Source organism: Streptacidiphilus albus JL83, from assembly GCF_000744705.1.
Lineage (GTDB): Bacteria > Actinomycetota > Actinomycetes > Streptomycetales > Streptomycetaceae > Streptacidiphilus > Streptacidiphilus albus.
The window spans coordinates 4713086-4729779 of the sequence record NZ_JQML01000001.1 but is presented as its reverse complement, the minus strand read 5'-3'; the positions used below and the strand labels follow the sequence as shown (position 1 = coordinate 4729779).

Genomic DNA, 16694 nt, shown 5'->3' with positions numbered 1-16694 from the left:
GGCCGTCCGGCCGCCCCCGCCGCGGCTGCGCCCCGCCGGATCAGTCCAGAGTGCGGGGCTCCGCGAAGCTCGCCGGGCTCTGGGCCGTTCCGGTGACGGTGGCGACCGCGGCCGGTCGGCCGAGGCCGCTGGAGTCGGGATTGTCCGCGTTGTTCTTGGCCACCACGGCGGCGATCAGACCCAGCAGCACCAGTACGCCCACGATCACGCCGATGACGATCGCGGCGATCCCGCAGCTCCGGCCGTTGGACGGCGGCGGCACCGGCGCCGGTCGCACCGCCATCGGCGGCGGGGTGTTCGGACGTATCGGCGGACGCTGCTGCTGCGGCACCGGGGCGGGCCGGTAGGGCGGCGGCGTCTGCACCCCGGGCCGGGCGGCGTACGGCGGCGGGGTCTGCACGCCGGGCCGGGCGGCGTACGGCGGCGGCGTCGGCGGCATGCCCTGGCGCGGGTACGGCGGCGGGGTCGGCTGGACCGGGGGCCGCTGCTGCACCGGCTGCTGGTACGGCGGCCGCTGCTGCATCGGTTGCGGCATCGGTTGCGGCATCGGTTGCTGCATCGGCTGCTGACCGGTGTAGGCCGGGTTGGGGTAGGGCCGGCCCTGCTGCTGTCCCTGGTAGGGCTGCTGCTGGTGCTGGCCCTGGTAGGGCTGCTGGGGGCCGGGCGGCGGAGTCCCCAGCATGCCCTGGGCCTGCGGGAACACCGCGTTCGCACCCGAGCCGCCGACTCCGGGGCCGACCCGCGGGCCCTCGGAGACGATCAGCGGGGTGGGCGCCCCGCCGCCGGCGACCCGCTCGCACTCCAGCCGCATCGCGTCGGCGTCGGGGAAGCGGTGGGCCGGGTCCTTCCGCAGGGCGCGGGCGACCAGGGCGTCGACGCCCTGGGGCACGGCCGCGTTGAAGCTGGACGGGGCCGGGGGCGTCTCCTGGACGTGCTGGTACGCCATGCCCAGGGCCGACTCGGACTCGAACGGCAGCCGCCCGGTGAGCAGTTCGAACAGCAGGCAGCCGACCGAGTAGAGGTCCGAGCGGGCGTCCACGGACTTGCCCAGGGCCTGTTCGGGGGAGAGGTACTGCGGCGTGCCGACGACCATGCCGGTCTGCGTCATCGAGGTGACACCGGACTGCATGGCGCGGGCGATGCCGAAGTCCATCACCTTGACCACGCCGCGCGGCGTGACCATGACGTTGGCCGGCTTGATGTCGCGGTGCACCAGGCCCTGCTCGTGCGAGATCGCCAGCGCGGCCAGCACCTCGCCGGTGATCCGCAGCGCCCGGTCGGTGGCCATCGCGCCCTGCTCGGCCATGTCCTTGCGCAGTACCGAGCTCAGGGTCGAGCCCTCGACGTACTCCATCACGATGAAGGGGACGAGCACCCCGTCCTCGTTCAGGTCCTCGCCGCTGTCGTGCACCTGCACGATATTGGGATGGTTCAGCCGCGCCACGGCCTGAGCCTCGCGGCGGAAGCGCTCGCGGAAGGCGGGCTCCCGGCTCATCTCGCCGAGCATGGTCTTGATCGCCACCGGGCGGTCGAGCACGGTGTCGTCGGCGAGGTGGACCGTCGCCATCCCGCCCTGTCCGAGCAGGTCGCGCAGTGCGTACCGGCCGTGGCCCACCGTCCGGGGCAAACCGCCCCCGCTCCCGCCGCCGTGCTCACTCATCAGTGTCTCTTCCCCCCGGCGCGCGGAAGCGCATGCCAGCGATCGGCGCCCATCGCGTACCAAGGCGTAAGGCTAGCGGGCGCAGCCGACCCGCGTCGCGCCGGATCCGTACAAGGATCCGCACCGCAACTCGGTGCTGACTCTCCTACAGGTACGTTTCAGCTCCTTGCCGGCCGCCTACAGGTACGGGCCGGAGCGGAGGTGGCCGTGGCCGCTGTCGTCGTCGTCCTGGTCCGAACCGGCGGCGCCCGGGGGCAGGGCCCGGCGCATCTGCTCCAACTGGGCGCGGGCGGCCATCTGCTGGGCGAACAGCGCGGTCTGGATGCCGTGGAACAGGCCCTCCAGCCAGCCCACCAACTGGGCCTGGGCGATCCGCAGTTCGGCCTCGCTGGGAATGGCCTCCTCGGTGAACGGCAGCGACAGCCGCTCCAGTTCCTCCACCAGCTCCGGAGCCAGGCCGGCCTCCAGCTCCTTCACCGAGCTGGCGTGGATCTCCTTCAGCCGGACCCGGCTGGCCTCGTCCAGCGGGGCCTGGCGGACCTCCTCCAGCAACTGCTTGATCATGCTGCCGATCCGCATGACCTTGGCCGGCTGCTCCACCATCTCGGTGATCGGGAGCTCCCGGGACTCACCCCCGCCCGCACTCTGGGGCAGGCCGCCGACGGGAATCCCGTCGGGACCGACGATCAGGACCTGGGGGCCGTCTTCGGGCCGCGCGTTCATCGGCATGTTCATACTTGCCATTCTCTCCCACCCGGAGGTGGCTGAGGGCTGGACCTCGTAGAACTGGTGTGCCCGGTTAGAGCCGCCGCAGCTTCCAGCCGAAGAGCGCGGCCCCCGCGCCGATCAGGGCCAGACCCAGACCCAGCGGCAGCAGCCGGTGCCGCAGCGTCCCGCTGTAGTCGGCCTCGGCGTCGCGGGGCGGGACCAGGTCCACCGGCTGCGGGCGGGCGAGCGACTGCGGGCCCAGCGGCGGCGGTCCGGCCGGCACCGGCGGCCAGGCCGGGGCGATCCGGCCGACCGCCGGTGCGGGCGCCACCGCGTCCCCGGCGGTTCCGCCCGTTCCGGTGACGGCGGCGGAGGGCAGTCGGCCGGCGGTGGCGGACGCGGCGCTCCCCGCCCCGGGAGCACCCGCACCGGTCCGGCCGATCGGGGTGCCCTCCGTCGCCGAGGTTCCGCCGTTCGGCGGAGCGTCGGAGGTCGGCGGCGCGCCGGGGGCGGAGGTGTCAGCCGGGGCGCCGGACCCCGCGGCCGCCCCGCCGGCCAGCGGCGGGAACAGCGACTGGATGACCGGCACCGGCAGCACCGTCCGGCCCGTGACCGCGCCGGACGGGGGATCGGCGTCGCCCGGAGCGGAGCCGGTCCCCCGTCCGGCGGAGCCGGGCGCCGGGCCGGCGGAGGCGGCTGCGGTGGGGGCGGCCGCCGACGGCGACCCGGTCGGTGGCGCGGCCGGGGCGGCCGACGCGGGCGGTGCGGGCTCGATGAAGCGGACGTGCCGGCCGTCCGGCAGAACGATCGTCAGACCGTGTCCCGTGTAGGGGTTGGACCCCGTCGCCCGGCCCGGCGCCAGGTGGTGCCCGGCGGCTCCCCGGCCGGCTGCTCCCCGGTCGACTGTCCCCCGGCCGACTGTCCCCCGGTCGAGCGAGCGGAGTCCGCGCGGCGCCCGGTGCTCGGCGGCCCGCCCCCCGCCGTGCTTCGCGGGGGCGGCGGCGAAGGCGGGACCGGCCGCCACTGCCACGTCGACCAGGGTCGGGGCGGCGAGTGCGGCGGCGGGGAGGAGGGCGAGGACGAGGGCGCGGGGAACAGCCATGGTGGGTACGCACTCCGGATCGGCGTAGGCCATTGGCGGGGTGGGACTACTGCTGAAACATTTACATAAGGTATGGACATTCGCATGTCCGACATGCCATGTGATTTCGCCCCGGCCGCCGCCGGCCCGGAGTCGGCGGCGGGGCGGGACGGGGCGCGGCTGCCGCTACCGGGGGCTCATGTTCTCGGCGACGATCAGCAGGAAGTTCATCCGGTTGGCCCGGTACGCGTCGATGAACGGCTGCTCGATCCCGGTGCGGTGGCTGCTGTGGGTGCGCAGCTCCCAGTAGGGGATCGCCTCACTGGTCAGGTCGACCACGCTGACCGGCACCAGACCGGTCTCGGCCAGCGCGGAGAAGTAGGTGCTGCGGCGGTGCATCCGGGAGAGGTAGTGGCGGTCGATCTCCTCGCTCTCCGGGCTGCTGTCGGCGACCAGGTCGTTGCGGCACCAGGTGATGCAGACGTAGCGGCCGCCGGGCTCCAGGACCCTGGCGAACTCGCCGAACAGCTCCGGGAGGTCGACGTACATCGTGGTCTCGTTGGTGACCACGCCCTGGAAGGAGGCGTCGGCGAAGCCGGTGTCGACCATGTTCCGGAAGTGGAACCGCACCTTGTCCTGGTAGCCCCGCTGCCGCGCGGCGCGGCGGCTGAACTCCAGGTGGTACTCGGAGATGTTGGCGCCGTCCACCCGGCAGCCGTAGCGGTCGTGCAGCAGGAAGGAGGTGCCGCCGCGCCCCGAACCGGCGTCGAGGACCCGGTCCTGCGGGCCGAGGCCCGCCAGGCTCTGCGCGATCAGCTCCGCCTGGGCGTTCTCCAGCCGGTGCAGCTCCCGGACGATGTTCTCCTCGCGCTGCTCGGGGGCGCCGTCCAGGATCGCCGGGTCGTAGTCGCCGACCCCGTAGTGGTGGTGGTACAGGCCGTCGATCTCGCCGAGCAGCAGGTTGACCGGGTCGTTCTGCTTGGTGTTCCAGTAGGCCGCGAGTCGCTCCTCGTAGGCGTCACGGATCACGGTCCGGCTCGGGCTGTCGACGATGTCCTGCGTGGTCACAGCAGTTCTCTCATTCACTCTGGATGCGTTGGCGCTCTGGATGCGTTGGACGGAGGGCACGGGAACCGGCGGGCCGGCTAGGAGGCCGCCGGGACGGAGAAGCTGCCGATGCCGGTCACATGGCTGCCGTAGCCCGGGCGCAGCACGCCCAGGCCGCTGACCGGCAGCGTGGCCGGGATGGTGCAGAAGGGGTCCGCGTAGACCATGACCGGCTGGTCGGTGAGGTTGTCCAGGACATGGGCGGTCGGCGGCAGCTGCTGGCAGCCGACCGGGTCCTGGTAGGTCTTCAGCTGCTGGAACTCGGTCGAGAACAGGACGATCTGGCCGTTGGCGGCCTGCGCGGGGGCCGCGCAGACGCCGAGCAGGGCGGTGGCGGCGAGCAGGGCGGCGAGCACGGCGCGGGGCACGGTGCGGGGCATGGTGACTCCTGAGGTGGGTGCGGTGTGTCTGCTGGGTCTGGGTTCGGGTCCGGGTCCGGACGGTCCGGCCGGACGGCTTCACCCGTCGGCCGCGGTGCCGGAGGCGCCCGCGCGCGCCGCGCCGGCAGGGGCGCGGGGCGCACTCCGCCGTGAGGCGCAGATCCGGCGGACGGCGAGTTCCGCCGAGCGGACCGCCCCCTCGCTGCTGGGGCGGAGCAGCGTCCAGTCCCCCGCGTACTCGATCCGGGAGGGGGGCCGCCGGGCGAAGTCGGCGCGCAGCCGCAGCGCGGCGGGCGTGGACTCGGGCAGTCCGTGCCGGAACCGGTGGACGACGGTGCGCAGGGTCGCGGCCGACAGGCCGGGGAGGTAGCGCTCGGCCTCGGTGGTGATGGTGGCGGCCACCGTCCCGTCGGGGGCCTCCAGCAGCGCCGGGCTGGTCCAGGGCGAGACGAAGAGGCTGACCAGGCCGCGGCCCTCCGGCGCGCGGCCGGAGGCCTTGATGTGGTCGAGGATCAGCCCGGCCAGCACCTTGCTCTCGCGGGCCGGCACCGACAGCGCGTAGGAGGGGCTGCGGGTCGGGCTGGGCAGCGGCCGGTCGAGCAGGCAGGAGACCTTGAGCATCGGTGTGAAGCTGCAGGCCGCCAGGAACGGCTGCTCCTGCGGCGGCGCGTCCTGGTGCAGCGCGCGGGCGAGCGGCGCGGGCACCGACAACAGGACCTGGCGTGCCGTGAGTTCGCTGCCGTCGGCGAAGCAGAGCCGGGCCGTGCCGCCGTCGGGCGCGGTCCGGTCCGTGTGCACCGCCGCGACCGCCCGGCCCAGTTGCACCGGGACGCGCCGCGCCAGCGCGCGGGCGAGGGTGTCCATCCCGGTGTCGTAGGTCAGCCACTGCGCGCCCACCCCGCCGACCGCGAGCATGGAGGCCACGATCGGCGCCAGCGTCGAGCGTTCGGGACGGTAGCCGAAGCCGTGGCTCGCCAGCGGCTGCAGCAGGTAGTCGTGCAGGTCCGGGTGGTAGCGCCGGCCGTGCTCGGCGACGGTGCGCGCGCCCAGCGGCGTGGACTCCGGCCGGTCGGGGTCGAACTCCCGCCGCCGGGCCATCAGTTCGGCGGTGAATCGGAGCCAGCCGAGGCGTCCGCGCCAGGACATCCCGGCCCCGGTCAGCAGTCCGCGGGGGTGGCCCAGGTGGGCGTGCGCCCGGCCGCCCCGCCAGACCGCGATCGCGCCGCCGATGGGCAGGATGCCGGAGGTCGGGATGCCGACCTCGCGGATCAGCCGCCAGGTGGCCTGGTAGCCGCGGGCGGCGATGGTCTCCGCCCCCTCGTCGATCAGGTAGCCGTCGAGGCGGGTGCAGGCCATCCGTCCGCCGACCCGCTCCGCCGACTCGAAGACCTGCACCGAGCGGCCCGCGCGCTGCAGCAGGTGGGCGGCGGCCAGGCCGGAGATCCCGGCGCCGACCACGGCCACGTCGAGGTCGGTCATGTCCACCGCCCGGTGCCGAAGCCGGCCGCGCCCTGGAGGTAGCGGTGGCGCAGCTCGTGCCGGCGCACCTTGCCGGTGGCCGTGCGCGGCACGGCGTCGCGGTCGACCAGCACCGGCTGGTCCAGCGGCGGGAGGTCGTGCACGGCGTGCGCCCAGCGGTGGCGGTCCAGCGTGCCGCCGGTGGTGACCAGCAGCGGCAGCGGGTCCCGGCCGGGCGCTCCGAGCAGCACGGCCTCCTCGACCTCGGCGAGCCGGTCGTGCAGCACGTCCTCCAGCTCCACGCAGCTGGTGCCCGGGATCATGTCGACCTCGCGGTCGAACAGCAGCAGTGCCCCGCTCGGGGTGAGCGAGCCGAGGTCCCCGGTGTTGAACCAGGCGCCGTGCACCTTCTCCCGCAGCCGCTCCTCCTCGCCGAGGTAGGCCACGCAGCGCGCCCGGGTCCGGGCGAGCACCAGTCCGGTGCGGCCGCGCGGGAGCGGCGCGAAGGTCTGCGGGTCGACCACCCGCAGCGCGACCCGGCCCGGCACCGGACGGCCGAGGTTGCGGGTGGTCGGGTGCCGGCCCTCGCGGACGGCCAGGGACCGGCGGGTGAAGAAGCGGAAGGACAGCGGACCGGTCTCGCTCTGTCCCCAGCCCTGCATCCAGACCGGACGGCGGTGGCGGGTCGCGGCCAGCAGGGTCCGCACGGTGGGCGGGTGGACGGCGTCGAAGGTGCTGATGAACAGCCGCACGTCGCGGAAGGGATGGTCCGGCTCCGCGGCCGAGGACTGCCAGCGGACGTAGCCGGACGGCAGTGCCTCCAGCACCGTGGGCGGGTGCGCGCGCAGCACCGGCAGGGCGGCGGCCGGGTCGCAGTCGTCGATGATCACCAGCTGCCGCGGGCGGTGCCAGAGCGCGCTGACGGTCCAGGCCAGCGCGCGGCCGTGGGCGAAGGAGATGGCGCTGGCGACGGTGTCGTCGCCGCGCGCGGTCAGCACCGGCCAGCGGCGCGCCTCGAACCCGGCCAGCCGCCGGATCAGGGTGGTGGTGGAGTGCACCACCAGCTTGGGGACGCCGGTGGTCCCGGAGGTGTGGATCACCACCAGCGGATCGTCGTCGTGGCGGCGCGGCACCGGGCACGGGCCGTCGTCCGGCAGCGCGGCGAGGGCGCCGGGGCCCGGGTCCAGGGTGAGGGTGCGGGCGGCATGGCGGGTGAGGTCGGTGCCCTGCTCCGCCGCCGCGCGCAGCAGCGGACCCTCCGTCAGCAGGACGGCGGGCTGCAGCCGGGCCAGCAGCACGTCCAGTGCGGCGGTCGGCACGCGGTCCGAGAGCAGCGCGGGCACCGCGCCGATCCGGGCCGCGGCGCAGGCCAGCAGCACGTAGTCCCAGTGGTTGCGCTTGACGACGGCGACGTGGTCGCCGGGCCGGACCCCGGCCGCCGCCAGCCGGGCGGCGGTGGACCGGACCAGCCGGGCCAGGGCACGCACGTCCCAGCAGGTGCCGGCGTCGGGCGCGAGGTCCAGCGGCCGGCTCAACCGCACCAGGGTGCGCGAGCCTCGCGCGGCGAGGGTGTCGAACAGCGTCCCGGGGTCGAGCGGCTTCACGACTGCACCGCCGCCAGCAGGTCGGCGGAGATCATCAGCAGCACCGAGAGCCGGTGGACGGTGATGCCGCGCCTGCGTGCGCCGAGCACGTCGCCGTCCTTGATCCCCTGGAGGAACTGGGCCCCGCGCAGCGCGAGCGCCGGTGACATCAGCAGCGGGAACCACCAGGGCGCCAGGCCGACCACCGCCGAACCGACCACCAGCACCGCTTCCAGGCTGGAGACCGCCGCGATGAAGCAGGCGTTGCCGCGCGGACCGGCGACGGCGGCGACGGTGAGCCGGCCGACGGCCCGGTCCCCGTCCGCGTCGTTCATGTTGGAGTACACCCCGAACAGCAGCGGGCCGAGGCCGAAGAGCAGGGTCTGCACCAGCACGAAGCCGGTGGGGCGACCGGCCAGCAGGCCGTAGGCCGGCAGCACGAACGCCCAGCCCAGCGCGGCCATGAAGAGTTCCTGCAGGCCGTGGTAGCTGAGCTTGAGCCACCAGGTGTACTGGAAGCCCAGCCCCACGCAGGCGGCGATGCCGAGCAGCGCCCACCAGGGCCGGAGCGGGGCGACGGCGACGGCGGCCGACCAGAGGAGCGCGCAGGCCGCGACCGCGAGCCAGCCGAAGCGGATCGCCTGCCGCTCGGTGAGGGTGCCGGCCACCAGCGGCTTGCGGGCCAGCCGCCGGGCGGCGGCGTCCGGGCCGTAGTTGGCCTTGTCGCTGCCGTCGCGGTAGCCGGTCACGTCGTCGAAGGCGACCATGCCGGCCACCATCGTCAACTCGCCCAGCAGGTAGAGGGCGAGGACGGCGGCGGCCCGCCAGGGCGAGGTCCGGCCCAGCGGCAGCAGCATCGCGGCGACCAGCGGGATGCTCAGGTAGTAGTCGAGGATGTCGAGCTTCGCGAGCTTGGCGTAGGCACGCCAGCTGCCGGCGGCGATCGGCGGCGCCGCGTCGGTGGCGGCGGCCGCCGGCTGGGCGGGCGCCGCCGGCTGGGACAGTTCCAACGCCGGTACGGGATCGAGGGAAGGCATGGGTCCTCTTGATTGGTGAACAGGCTCGTGCGGGGGAGCCGGGGGCGGGGATCGGCGTCAGGGCGGCCCGAACCGGGCCTGCGCGGTCGCGGTCAGCGACTTCCGGCAGACCTTCCCGGTGGGACCGAGCGGGAAGGAGTCCAGCTGGAGCACGAACTCGGGCAGCTTGCGCCGCTCCAGCCCGTGCTCCCCGGCCAGGTACGCGCCGAGCAGGTCGACGCCGAGCGCTGCGGTTCGCGGACGCTGGACCAGGCAGGCGCACAGCCGTTCGCCCAGGTCGGGGTCGGGCACGGCGACGCAGGCCGCCTCCGCGACGGCCGGGTGGGCGTGCAGCAGCGCCTCGACCTCGGCCGGGCTGATGGTCCAACCGCCCCTGATGACCACGTGCTTGATCCGGTCCAGAACCAGCAGCTCGCCGTCGGGACCGAGCACGCCCCGGTCGCCGGTGCGCACCCAGCCGTCGGGGGTCCGGTGGCGCCGGTCGGCTGCGGGCGCGCCGACGTGGCAGAGCGGGCTCATCGGCCCGAGCGCCTGGATCTCACCGCTCTCCCCCGGGGGCAGCGGCTCGTCGTCCGCCCCGCAGATCCGGATGTCGGTGACCCGGGGGTCGGGCCGCCCGACCCGGCGCACGTCGCCGCCGGGCGCGGTCCAGACGGTGCGGCAGTTGACGCCGTCGCTCGACCCGTAGACGTTGACCAGCGGACGCCGGAACCTGGCCAGCGCGGCGGACAGCACGGCCGGGTCGAGCAGCGCGCCGCTGGAGACCACGGCCCGCAGCGAGGAGAGGTCCTCGCCCGGGACCGGCGGGTGGTCGGCCATCCGCCGCAGCATGGTCGGCACCCCGACCAGGTGGGTCGGCCGCAGGCCGGTGACGGCCCGCAGCGCCGTCGCGGCCCCGAAGCGGCCGGGCAACTGCAGCGTCGCGCCGCAGCGGGCCAGCGCCACCACGCCCAGCGAGCCGAAGGACGAGGCCAGCGGCACCATGACCAGCACCCGTGCGGGGCCCGCGGTCCCCGCCTCCGGGTCGGTCCCCACCCGCAGCACGGCCTCCACATAGGCGCCCCGGCCGCCGACCACGGCGTTGTGGGAGTAGGCGACCATCGTCGGCGCCGCCTCCGACCCTGAGGAGACCAGGATCCGGGCCGGTGACTCGGGGTCGACCACGGCCGGCCGGAAATCGGACGGGAGCCGCCCGGCTCCGGCCGCCCGGAGCTGATCCAGCGTCAGCCGGTGCCGCAGATAGGGGGAGTCGTCGGCCCCGTCGACCACCCGGTCGGTGATCAGCGCGACCGCGCGGGAGCCGGCCAGCAGCGCCCGGCCCTCCCGTCGGCCGTGGCCGGTGGGCCAGGGCAGCGCCACCGCCCCCACTGCGGCGACGGCCAGGTCCGCGGTCGGCGCATGCCGGCTGTCGGGCACCCGGATCCCCACCACGTCCCCGGGCCCGATGCCGCGAGCACGCAGTGCCCCGGCCATCTCCCGCACCCGGTCGTCCAGTTCCCGGAAGCTCAGGTCGGCCTCGGGGTCCTGGACGGCGATCCGCCCGGGTCGCCTCCGCACCTGCGCGTGGAAGGACTGGTAGAGGCCGAGACCGGGGCAGTCCCCCCGGTCGGCCCACTGGCGCCGCAGCCGCCCCGGTACCAGGTCGCGCAGCACCAGCCCGTTCCCCGACTCCCAGCTGCCGTTGCTCATCCGAAGTCCCAGGGGCTGCGCACCAGTACGCACCGGTCGCGCCGCAGCGCGCCGGCGAAGCGGGGGTCGTCGGCCAGCCGGGCCAGGTCGGTGCAGACCGTCGCCTCCGCCGGCTCGGGACCGGCCGCCTCCGGTCCCTGCCGCCGTGGCCGGGAGCGGAGTTCCGGGCTGCACAGCAGCCGGGCGGCCGAGAGCAGCGAGCTGTCCACCCGTCGGCCGTGACCGGTGCGCAGCACGCCCAGCAGTCCGCCGAGCACCCCCTCGGCGCAGACCGCCCCGCCCAGCACGTCGGTCAGCGTCAGCAGCGAGGGCGTGGGCGGTCGGCCGGGCGGAGTGACCAGGGCGGCGAGGCCGGAGTAGGCCTGGACCGGGTAGTCGGTGCCCACCGGCGGGCGTTCGCCGCGCTCCGCGCCCCAGCCCGAGGCCCGGGCGTAGACCAGGCCGGGCCGGGCGGCGGTCAGCCGGGCGGCGTCCAGGCCGAACCGCTCGTCGCTGCCGGGCGCCAGACTGTGCAGGAAGACGTCCGCGCCGGACGCCAACTCCCGCACCACGGAACGGCCGGCCGCGGTGCCGAGGTCCGCCTCGACCCGCTCCTTGCCGTGGTTGAGCGCGTGGAAGCGCGCCGAGCAGTCGCCCGCCATCGGCGGCACGCCGCGCAGCGGGTCGCCGCCCGGCGGTTCGATCCGGACCACCCGCGCGCCGAGCAGGCCCAGCAGGTGCGCCGCCAGCGGCCCCTGGACCCGCCGGGCCACCTCCACCACGACCAGTCCGGCCAGCGGACCGGCGGCGGTTCGCGCAGGGGCGGGCCGGTCGGCGCTGCTCCGGTCGGCGCCGCTCCGGTCGGCGGCGGAGCCGGTCGGCGTGATCCGCCAGGGCAACTCGGGTGCGCCGTCCGGCGGCTGCGCCAGGACCGGCGTCAGGTCCACCCCGGCCTGCTCCGCCAGCCCGGTCAGCTCGCCGAGGCTGCGGCAACCGGCCGCGCGGTACAGGACGGCCGGGAGCGCACAGGTCGCCGTGGCGTAGCGCTGCTGGAAGGCGCCCCAGCCCCGGCCGGCCTCGGTCCGCCCGACGCCGAGACCGGTCCAGAAGGCCAGCCAGCCCTCCGCCGCCAGCGACTCCAGCTCGAAGCGGACGCCGTCGGCCGAGGTGAACGGAGGGCCGCCGGGCAGCCGGGGCTCCTCCGGCCCGGCCTCGTCGGCGGTCGCCGCCGCCAGGTACTGGCCGACGGCGAGCAGTGCCGCCGCCGCCACCGAGGTGCGGACCCGGCGCGGCCGGCCGTCCCGGGCGCAGGCCCACAGCGCGGCCGAGGCGCCCAGCGCCGCCAGGACGCCGGCGGTCGCGGCCGCGAAGTCGACGCCGAGCGGGATGGGCCCGCCGAAGCGGCGGCCGTGCACCTCCATCAGGCCGCAGGCGGCCTGGACGTCGTACTCGTCGGCCAGCGGCAGTTCCACCGGGCCGGCCCAGTCAACGGCGCACTCGGCGAGGTGCCGCCCGGCCCGCAGCGCCAGGCCCCCGTCGGGCCGCCCGGTGGCGCGGCACCCCAGCGCGGTGAGGTGCCGGGCCGCGAGGTCCACTGCCCGCTCGGGGCCCGCCGTCGGCCGGAGCACCGACCCGGGTTCTGCGTAGGTGCCCTGCCTCACTCGGGTTTCCGCCCCTGCACGGAGTAGAGGACGCAGGACGCCGCGCGGAAGCCGGGGTGGCGCATCACCGCACGCGCCTCGTCCAGCTGGTCGGCAGTCATGCCCTGCGCGAACAGGGCCTCCCGCAGGTGGTCGGTGTGGTGCAGTTGGAGCTGCAGGCCGGGGGAGCCGGCGTCCCAGGGCACCAGCTGCGGCACCGGGTCGACCTCGACGAAGCCGGCTGCCCGCATCGCCTCGGCGCAGGACCGGCCCCAGGCCGGCTCCGCACCGGCCGCGCGCAGAGCACGCGCCTTGGCCGTCTGGAACAGCTGGTACGCCTCGCGGGCCCGCCGGTCGGGCGCGAGCAGCACCGGGGCGTACTCGACGTCGAACTCCTCCAACTGCAGCCAGCCCCCGGGGCGGAGCGCCGACCACAGCCGTCGCAGCACGGCCTCGCGCTCCGGGATGTGGGTCAGCACCAGCCGCGCGTGGACCAGGTCGAACCCGGCCTCCGGCAGCGGGTCGTGGACGATGTCGTGCCGCAGCACCTCCAGCCCCGGCCGGGACGGGATCAGCTCGGGTTTGAGGTCGGTCGCCAGCACCCGTCCGCCCGGGGCGGTCCGTTCGGCCAGCCAGCTCGCGATGCTGCCGCCGCCCGCGCCGATCTCCAGGCAGTGCCAGCCGGCCGTGACCCCGGTGCCGGCCAGCCGGGCGGTGGTGACCGGGTCGTAGGCCGAGGCCAGGCAGCGGTGCTGCTCCTGGGCGTGCGGGCCGTGGTTGTCGAAGGCATAGCCGGCGCCGGGGTCCGGGACTTCGGAGCGGTCCGGGAGGGCCGGGGCGGTGAGGGCCGCTCCGCCGGTTGCGAGGTTCACGATCGGCTCCACGTGGTGGTCGGTCAACGGGTGGGAGCCACCGGAGGATCCGGCGGCTCCCTGTTCAGCGCCTGTTACTGAAACCTGCGGCCGTGAATCGTCGGGAGCGGATGGTCGGCCGTGACGACATCGGCGCCAACGATGTGCAGGATGCGGGAGGTCAGCTGAAGTTGAGGTCGTAGATGCCCGCGGAGCGCGCGACGAAGTGTGCCTCGCCGCTGGTGCCCTCGTAGCGGCGGGTTCCGCCGGTGATGACGCCCTCGAACGACTGCGGGTAGGAGGACGCCGTGTTCGGGATCGGGAAGGTCGTGGTGAACGCGAGCTGGTCACCGTCGTCCAGCTTGACCATGCCGGTGCAGAAGGCCTCGGTGGAGGTGGGCTTGACGCTGTCCTTGTCGCACTGGTCGTACGCGGTGCCGATGACCGCGCCGTGGGTGTCCTTGACGCGCCCGGTGCCGCCGAAGTTGGCGCCGACGGCGTTGGCGACCGCGCCCTCGTCGTTGGTGCCGGTGAAGTCAAGGGTGATCGACGGCACGCCCGCCGTACGGTAACTGTCCGTGGTGCTCGCCAGCGCCGGCATGCTGAGCGCGCCGACGGTACCGACCACCAGAGCAGCGGCAGCGAAGCCGACAGAGCGCTTGACGGTGATGGTGCGTCGCATGAAGGTTCCTCCTTGGACTTTTCGGGCCTGGTGCCCGAATTCGGAGCCAGTTGATCACAGTTCGTGTCGGTAGTGTCACTTCGAGTGAGCGGGCGGGTCGGCTGCCCGCTGATCTCCGACCGTTGGCGAAGTGCTGGTGAATCCCAGTGCTGACGGGCATTGCCAGAGGCATGTGCCGAGACGGTGGAAGTTACGGGCCGGGCCTGCGGCGGTGGCGATTTCACCTGATTGCACCCATGCCGCGGAAATGGATTCCGGCGGACCGCAGTGCGGTTGCGGGTCGGCGCCGCCGACACCGGGGGCCGGGCGCGCGGTGCGGGCGTCGTCCGGTCGGGCACGGCGGTCGGGGTGGCCGGGGGCTCAGGCGCTCGCGAACCTCCGTACCGCGTCGACGATGCGCTCCACGTCCGGGTCGGTCAGGTGCGGGTAGATCGGGATGGACAGCGCCCGCTCGGCCGCGCGCTGCGCGGCCGGCCAGTCGTCGCCCGCCGTCGTGTACCGGGCGAAGGCCGCCTGCCGGGGCAGCGGCAGCGGGTAGTAGGCGTGCGACCCGATGCCGTGCTCGGCCAGGTGCGCCTGGAGCGCGTCGCGGCGCTCGGCCAGCAGCGTGTAGACGTAGTAGCAGCGGCCCTCCCGCCCCGGCGGCGGGGCCAGCACCCCGTGCCCGGCCAGGTCCGCGAACGCCTCGGCGTAGCGCTCGGCGATCCGGGCGCGGCGCTCCAGCCGGGCCGCCAGGCCCGGCAGCCGGTGCAGTTGGAAGGCGGCCAGCACCTCGTCGAAGCGGCTGTTCCAGCCGATCCGGTGGTGCAGGAAGCGGGTGCGTCCGTCCTGGCCGTGGTTGCGCAGCATCCGCACCGTCCGTCCGACCTCGGCGTCACGGGTGACCACCACTCCGCCCTCGCCGGCCATGCCGAAGGTCTTGACCTGCACGAACGAGTACACCCCGGCCTCGCCCGCGAGACCGGCCGGCACCCCGTCCAGCACGCCGCCCTGCGCCACCGCCGAGTCCTCGACCAGCCGCAGCCGGTACTGCTCGGCCAGTGGTCTGATCCGCGGCAGGTCCGCCATCACCGAGAAGATGTGGGCGGGCATCAACGCCCGGGTGCGGGAGGTGATCCGGCGCTCCATGGCGTCCGGGTCCACCACCATCGTCAACGGGTCCACGTCCGCGAAGACCGGTACCGCGCCCAGCGCGACGACGGTGCTCGCCAGCGGTGCGCAGCCGAACGCGGGCACCACCACCTCGTCGCCGGGTCCGATGCCCAGCGCGGCCAGCACCAGGGTCAGTCCGGAGGTCCCGCTGCCGCAGGCCACCACGTCGGCCGCGCCCAACTGCTCGCGCAGGGCGGCTTCGAGCCGGGCGGTGTGCGGGCCGAGGATGAACTTCTGGGCGGGGTCGGCGGCGACCTCGTGGACGATGCGCAGCAGGTGCTCCCGGTCGTCCTCGAACAGGTCGGCCGGGAAGAAAGGCAGTTCCGCGGTGGCTACGGGTGCGGTCACGGGCGGGCTCCGGTTCCGGTGAAGAAGCTGCGGATGCGGTCGCAGACCGCGTCGACGGCGTCGAGCGGCAGGTCCGGGTAGAGCGGCAGCGCGACCGTGCGCGCGCAGGCGGCCTCGGCCCGCGGGAAGTCCCCCGGCCGGTGCCCCAGTTCGGCGAAGCAGGGCTGGAGGTGCAGCGGCAGCGGGTAGTAGGTCTCGCTCTCCACGCCGTGCCGGGTCAGGTGGGCGACCAGTTCGTCCCGCCGTTCGACCTCGATCAGGTAGACGTAGTGGACCGGGGCGGCCGCGGTCCCCCGGTCGACCACGGTCGGCAGCCGGAGCACCCCGGGGAGGCCGGCCAGTCGCTCGTCGTAGGCGGCCGCCAGTGCGGCCCGCCGGGCGATGTCCGCGTCCAGCCGGTCCAGCTTGGCCAGCAGCACGGCTGCCTGGATGTCGTCCATCTTGCTGTTGCAGCCGGACAGTTCGCTGCTGGTGTTGATGGTGCGGAAGTCGCCGATGGTCCGACCGGGGCGGCCGTGGTGGCGCAGTGCGTCGGCGGTGGCGGCGATGGCGTCGTCGTCGGTGAGGATCGCGCCGGCGTCGCCGATCGCGCCGAGGGTCTTGGTGGGGAAGAAGGAGAGCACCCCGCCGGCCCCGAGCAGCCCGGCGTGCACGCCGTCCTGGCGCATGCCGATGGCCTCGGCGCTGTCTTCGACCAACCGCAGTCCGCGCCGCTCGGCCAGGGCCGAGAGGCGCGGCATGTCGGCGAGTTGGCAGAACAGGTGGACGGGCATCAGGAAGCGGCAGTGCGGGGTGAGCACCCGCTCGGCCGAGGCCGGGTCCAGGCCGTAGCCGACCGGCTCGATGTCCGCGAAGACCGGCCGCCCGCCGGCCAGCACCACGGCCGAGGCCGAGGCGACGAAGCTGAACGCGGGGACGACGACCTCGTCACCCGGCTGCAGCCCGGCCGCCCGCAGCAGCAGGACCAGCGCGTCCGTGCCGCTGTTGACGCCGATCACGTGCCGGGCGCCGGTGTAGTCGGCCAGCGCCCGCTCCAGTTGGGCGACCTTGGCGCCGTGGGAGAACTTGCCGTCGTCGAGTACCTCGTTGAGCTCCCGGTCGATCCTCGGCCGCAGCGCCGCGAAGGTCGCGGCCTGCGAGAAGAACGGCACCAGCGGCCCGGGCGGGTGGTCCGCCGCGGCCGGTGACGTCACGGTGGTGATGGCTGCCTCCCGGAGACGCGCGGCTGCCCGCGGCTGACTCGCGGCAGTCCGTCGACGCACGCCCCGAGGCTACCCAGCCACCGTCAGCCAGAATGTCCGGAGAGGGGGAATTCATTGCTGATTCACCCTTTTGGAGA

At 74.9% G+C, this 16694-nt stretch carries 14 protein-coding genes; all 14 read right to left on the bottom strand.

Annotation, left to right across the window (positions count from 1 at the left end; all coding sequences use genetic code 11):
• Nucleotides 1–40: 40 nt before the first annotated feature.
• The gene (locus BS75_RS44550; protein ID WP_081982472.1) at nucleotides 41–1660 is read right to left on the bottom strand and encodes a protein kinase domain-containing protein; all 1620 of its coding nucleotides are present in this window, start codon (nucleotides 1658–1660) and stop codon (nucleotides 41–43) included.
• A gap of 177 nt (nucleotides 1661–1837) precedes the next feature.
• On the bottom strand, nucleotides 1838–2395 hold the full coding sequence (locus BS75_RS20515) for a bacterial proteasome activator family protein (RefSeq protein WP_034089304.1): 558 nt from the start codon (nucleotides 2393–2395) through the stop codon (nucleotides 1838–1840).
• Nucleotides 2396–2459: 64 nt separating this feature from the next.
• Nucleotides 2460–3470 (bottom strand): hypothetical protein, encoded by a 1011-nt coding sequence (locus BS75_RS20510; protein WP_042438498.1) that lies wholly within the window; start codon nucleotides 3468–3470, stop codon nucleotides 2460–2462.
• Nucleotides 3471–3635: 165 nt separating this feature from the next.
• Nucleotides 3636–4517 (bottom strand): SAM-dependent methyltransferase, encoded by an 882-nt coding sequence (locus BS75_RS20505; RefSeq protein WP_034089302.1) that lies wholly within the window; start codon nucleotides 4515–4517, stop codon nucleotides 3636–3638.
• 77 nt (nucleotides 4518–4594) lie between these two features.
• Complete coding sequence (locus tag BS75_RS20500; protein WP_034089301.1) at nucleotides 4595–4936, bottom strand: hypothetical protein; 342 nt, start codon at nucleotides 4934–4936, stop codon at nucleotides 4595–4597.
• A 78-nt stretch (nucleotides 4937–5014) separates the two neighbouring features.
• The gene (locus tag BS75_RS20495) at nucleotides 5015–6415 is read right to left on the bottom strand and encodes a protoporphyrinogen/coproporphyrinogen oxidase (RefSeq protein ID WP_034089300.1); all 1401 of its coding nucleotides are present in this window, start codon (nucleotides 6413–6415) and stop codon (nucleotides 5015–5017) included.
• Complete coding sequence (locus BS75_RS20490) at nucleotides 6412–7998, bottom strand: class I adenylate-forming enzyme family protein (protein WP_034089299.1); 1587 nt, start codon at nucleotides 7996–7998, stop codon at nucleotides 6412–6414. Before BS75_RS20490 ends, BS75_RS20495 begins: the two co-directional genes overlap by 4 nt.
• On the bottom strand, nucleotides 7995–9014 hold the full coding sequence (locus BS75_RS20485; protein WP_081982471.1) for a UbiA family prenyltransferase: 1020 nt from the start codon (nucleotides 9012–9014) through the stop codon (nucleotides 7995–7997). The genes BS75_RS20490 and BS75_RS20485 overlap by 4 nt, the downstream gene beginning before the upstream one ends.
• Nucleotides 9015–9071: 57 nt before the next feature.
• Nucleotides 9072–10703 carry a class I adenylate-forming enzyme family protein gene (locus BS75_RS20480; RefSeq protein WP_034089298.1) on the bottom strand — a complete coding sequence of 544 codons (1632 nt, stop codon included), beginning with the start codon at nucleotides 10701–10703 and terminating at the stop codon, nucleotides 9072–9074.
• The gene (locus BS75_RS20475; protein WP_231607842.1) at nucleotides 10700–12343 is read right to left on the bottom strand and encodes a CoA transferase; all 1644 of its coding nucleotides are present in this window, start codon (nucleotides 12341–12343) and stop codon (nucleotides 10700–10702) included. The genes BS75_RS20480 and BS75_RS20475 overlap by 4 nt, the downstream gene beginning before the upstream one ends.
• Nucleotides 12340–13194, bottom strand: coding sequence for a class I SAM-dependent methyltransferase (locus tag BS75_RS20470; protein ID WP_042438572.1), 855 nt, complete (start codon nucleotides 13192–13194; stop codon nucleotides 12340–12342). The genes BS75_RS20475 and BS75_RS20470 overlap by 4 nt, the downstream gene beginning before the upstream one ends.
• Nucleotides 13195–13354: 160 nt before the next feature.
• Nucleotides 13355–13855 carry a hypothetical protein gene (locus BS75_RS20465; RefSeq protein ID WP_034089297.1) on the bottom strand — a complete coding sequence of 167 codons (501 nt, stop codon included), beginning with the start codon at nucleotides 13853–13855 and terminating at the stop codon, nucleotides 13355–13357.
• 360 nt (nucleotides 13856–14215) lie between these two features.
• Nucleotides 14216–15355 (bottom strand): DegT/DnrJ/EryC1/StrS family aminotransferase, encoded by a 1140-nt coding sequence (locus tag BS75_RS20460; protein WP_034089296.1) that lies wholly within the window; start codon nucleotides 15353–15355, stop codon nucleotides 14216–14218.
• Nucleotides 15352–16548: a DegT/DnrJ/EryC1/StrS family aminotransferase gene (locus tag BS75_RS20455; protein WP_231607841.1), complete on the bottom strand. Its 1197-nt coding sequence runs from the start codon at nucleotides 16546–16548 to the stop codon at nucleotides 15352–15354. Before BS75_RS20455 ends, BS75_RS20460 begins: the two co-directional genes overlap by 4 nt.
• Nucleotides 16549–16694: the final 146 nt, after the last annotated feature.

Coding starts and splice junctions, on each gene's coding strand:
- BS75_RS44550 (WP_081982472.1), bottom strand. CDS start 1,660: ATGAGTGAGCACGGCGGCGGGAGCGGGGGCGGTTTGCCCCGGACGGTG.
- BS75_RS20515 (WP_034089304.1), bottom strand. CDS start 2,395: ATGAACATGCCGATGAACGCGCGGCCCGAAGACGGCCCCCAGGTCCTG.
- BS75_RS20510 (WP_042438498.1), bottom strand. CDS start 3,470: ATGGCTGTTCCCCGCGCCCTCGTCCTCGCCCTCCTCCCCGCCGCCGCA.
- BS75_RS20500 (WP_034089301.1), bottom strand. CDS start 4,936: ATGCCCCGCACCGTGCCCCGCGCCGTGCTCGCCGCCCTGCTCGCCGCC.
- BS75_RS20495 (WP_034089300.1), bottom strand. CDS start 6,415: ATGACCGACCTCGACGTGGCCGTGGTCGGCGCCGGGATCTCCGGCCTG.
- BS75_RS20485 (WP_081982471.1), bottom strand. CDS start 9,014: ATGCCTTCCCTCGATCCCGTACCGGCGTTGGAACTGTCCCAGCCGGCG.
- BS75_RS20480 (WP_034089298.1), bottom strand. CDS start 10,703: ATGAGCAACGGCAGCTGGGAGTCGGGGAACGGGCTGGTGCTGCGCGAC.
- BS75_RS20465 (WP_034089297.1), bottom strand. CDS start 13,855: ATGCGACGCACCATCACCGTCAAGCGCTCTGTCGGCTTCGCTGCCGCT.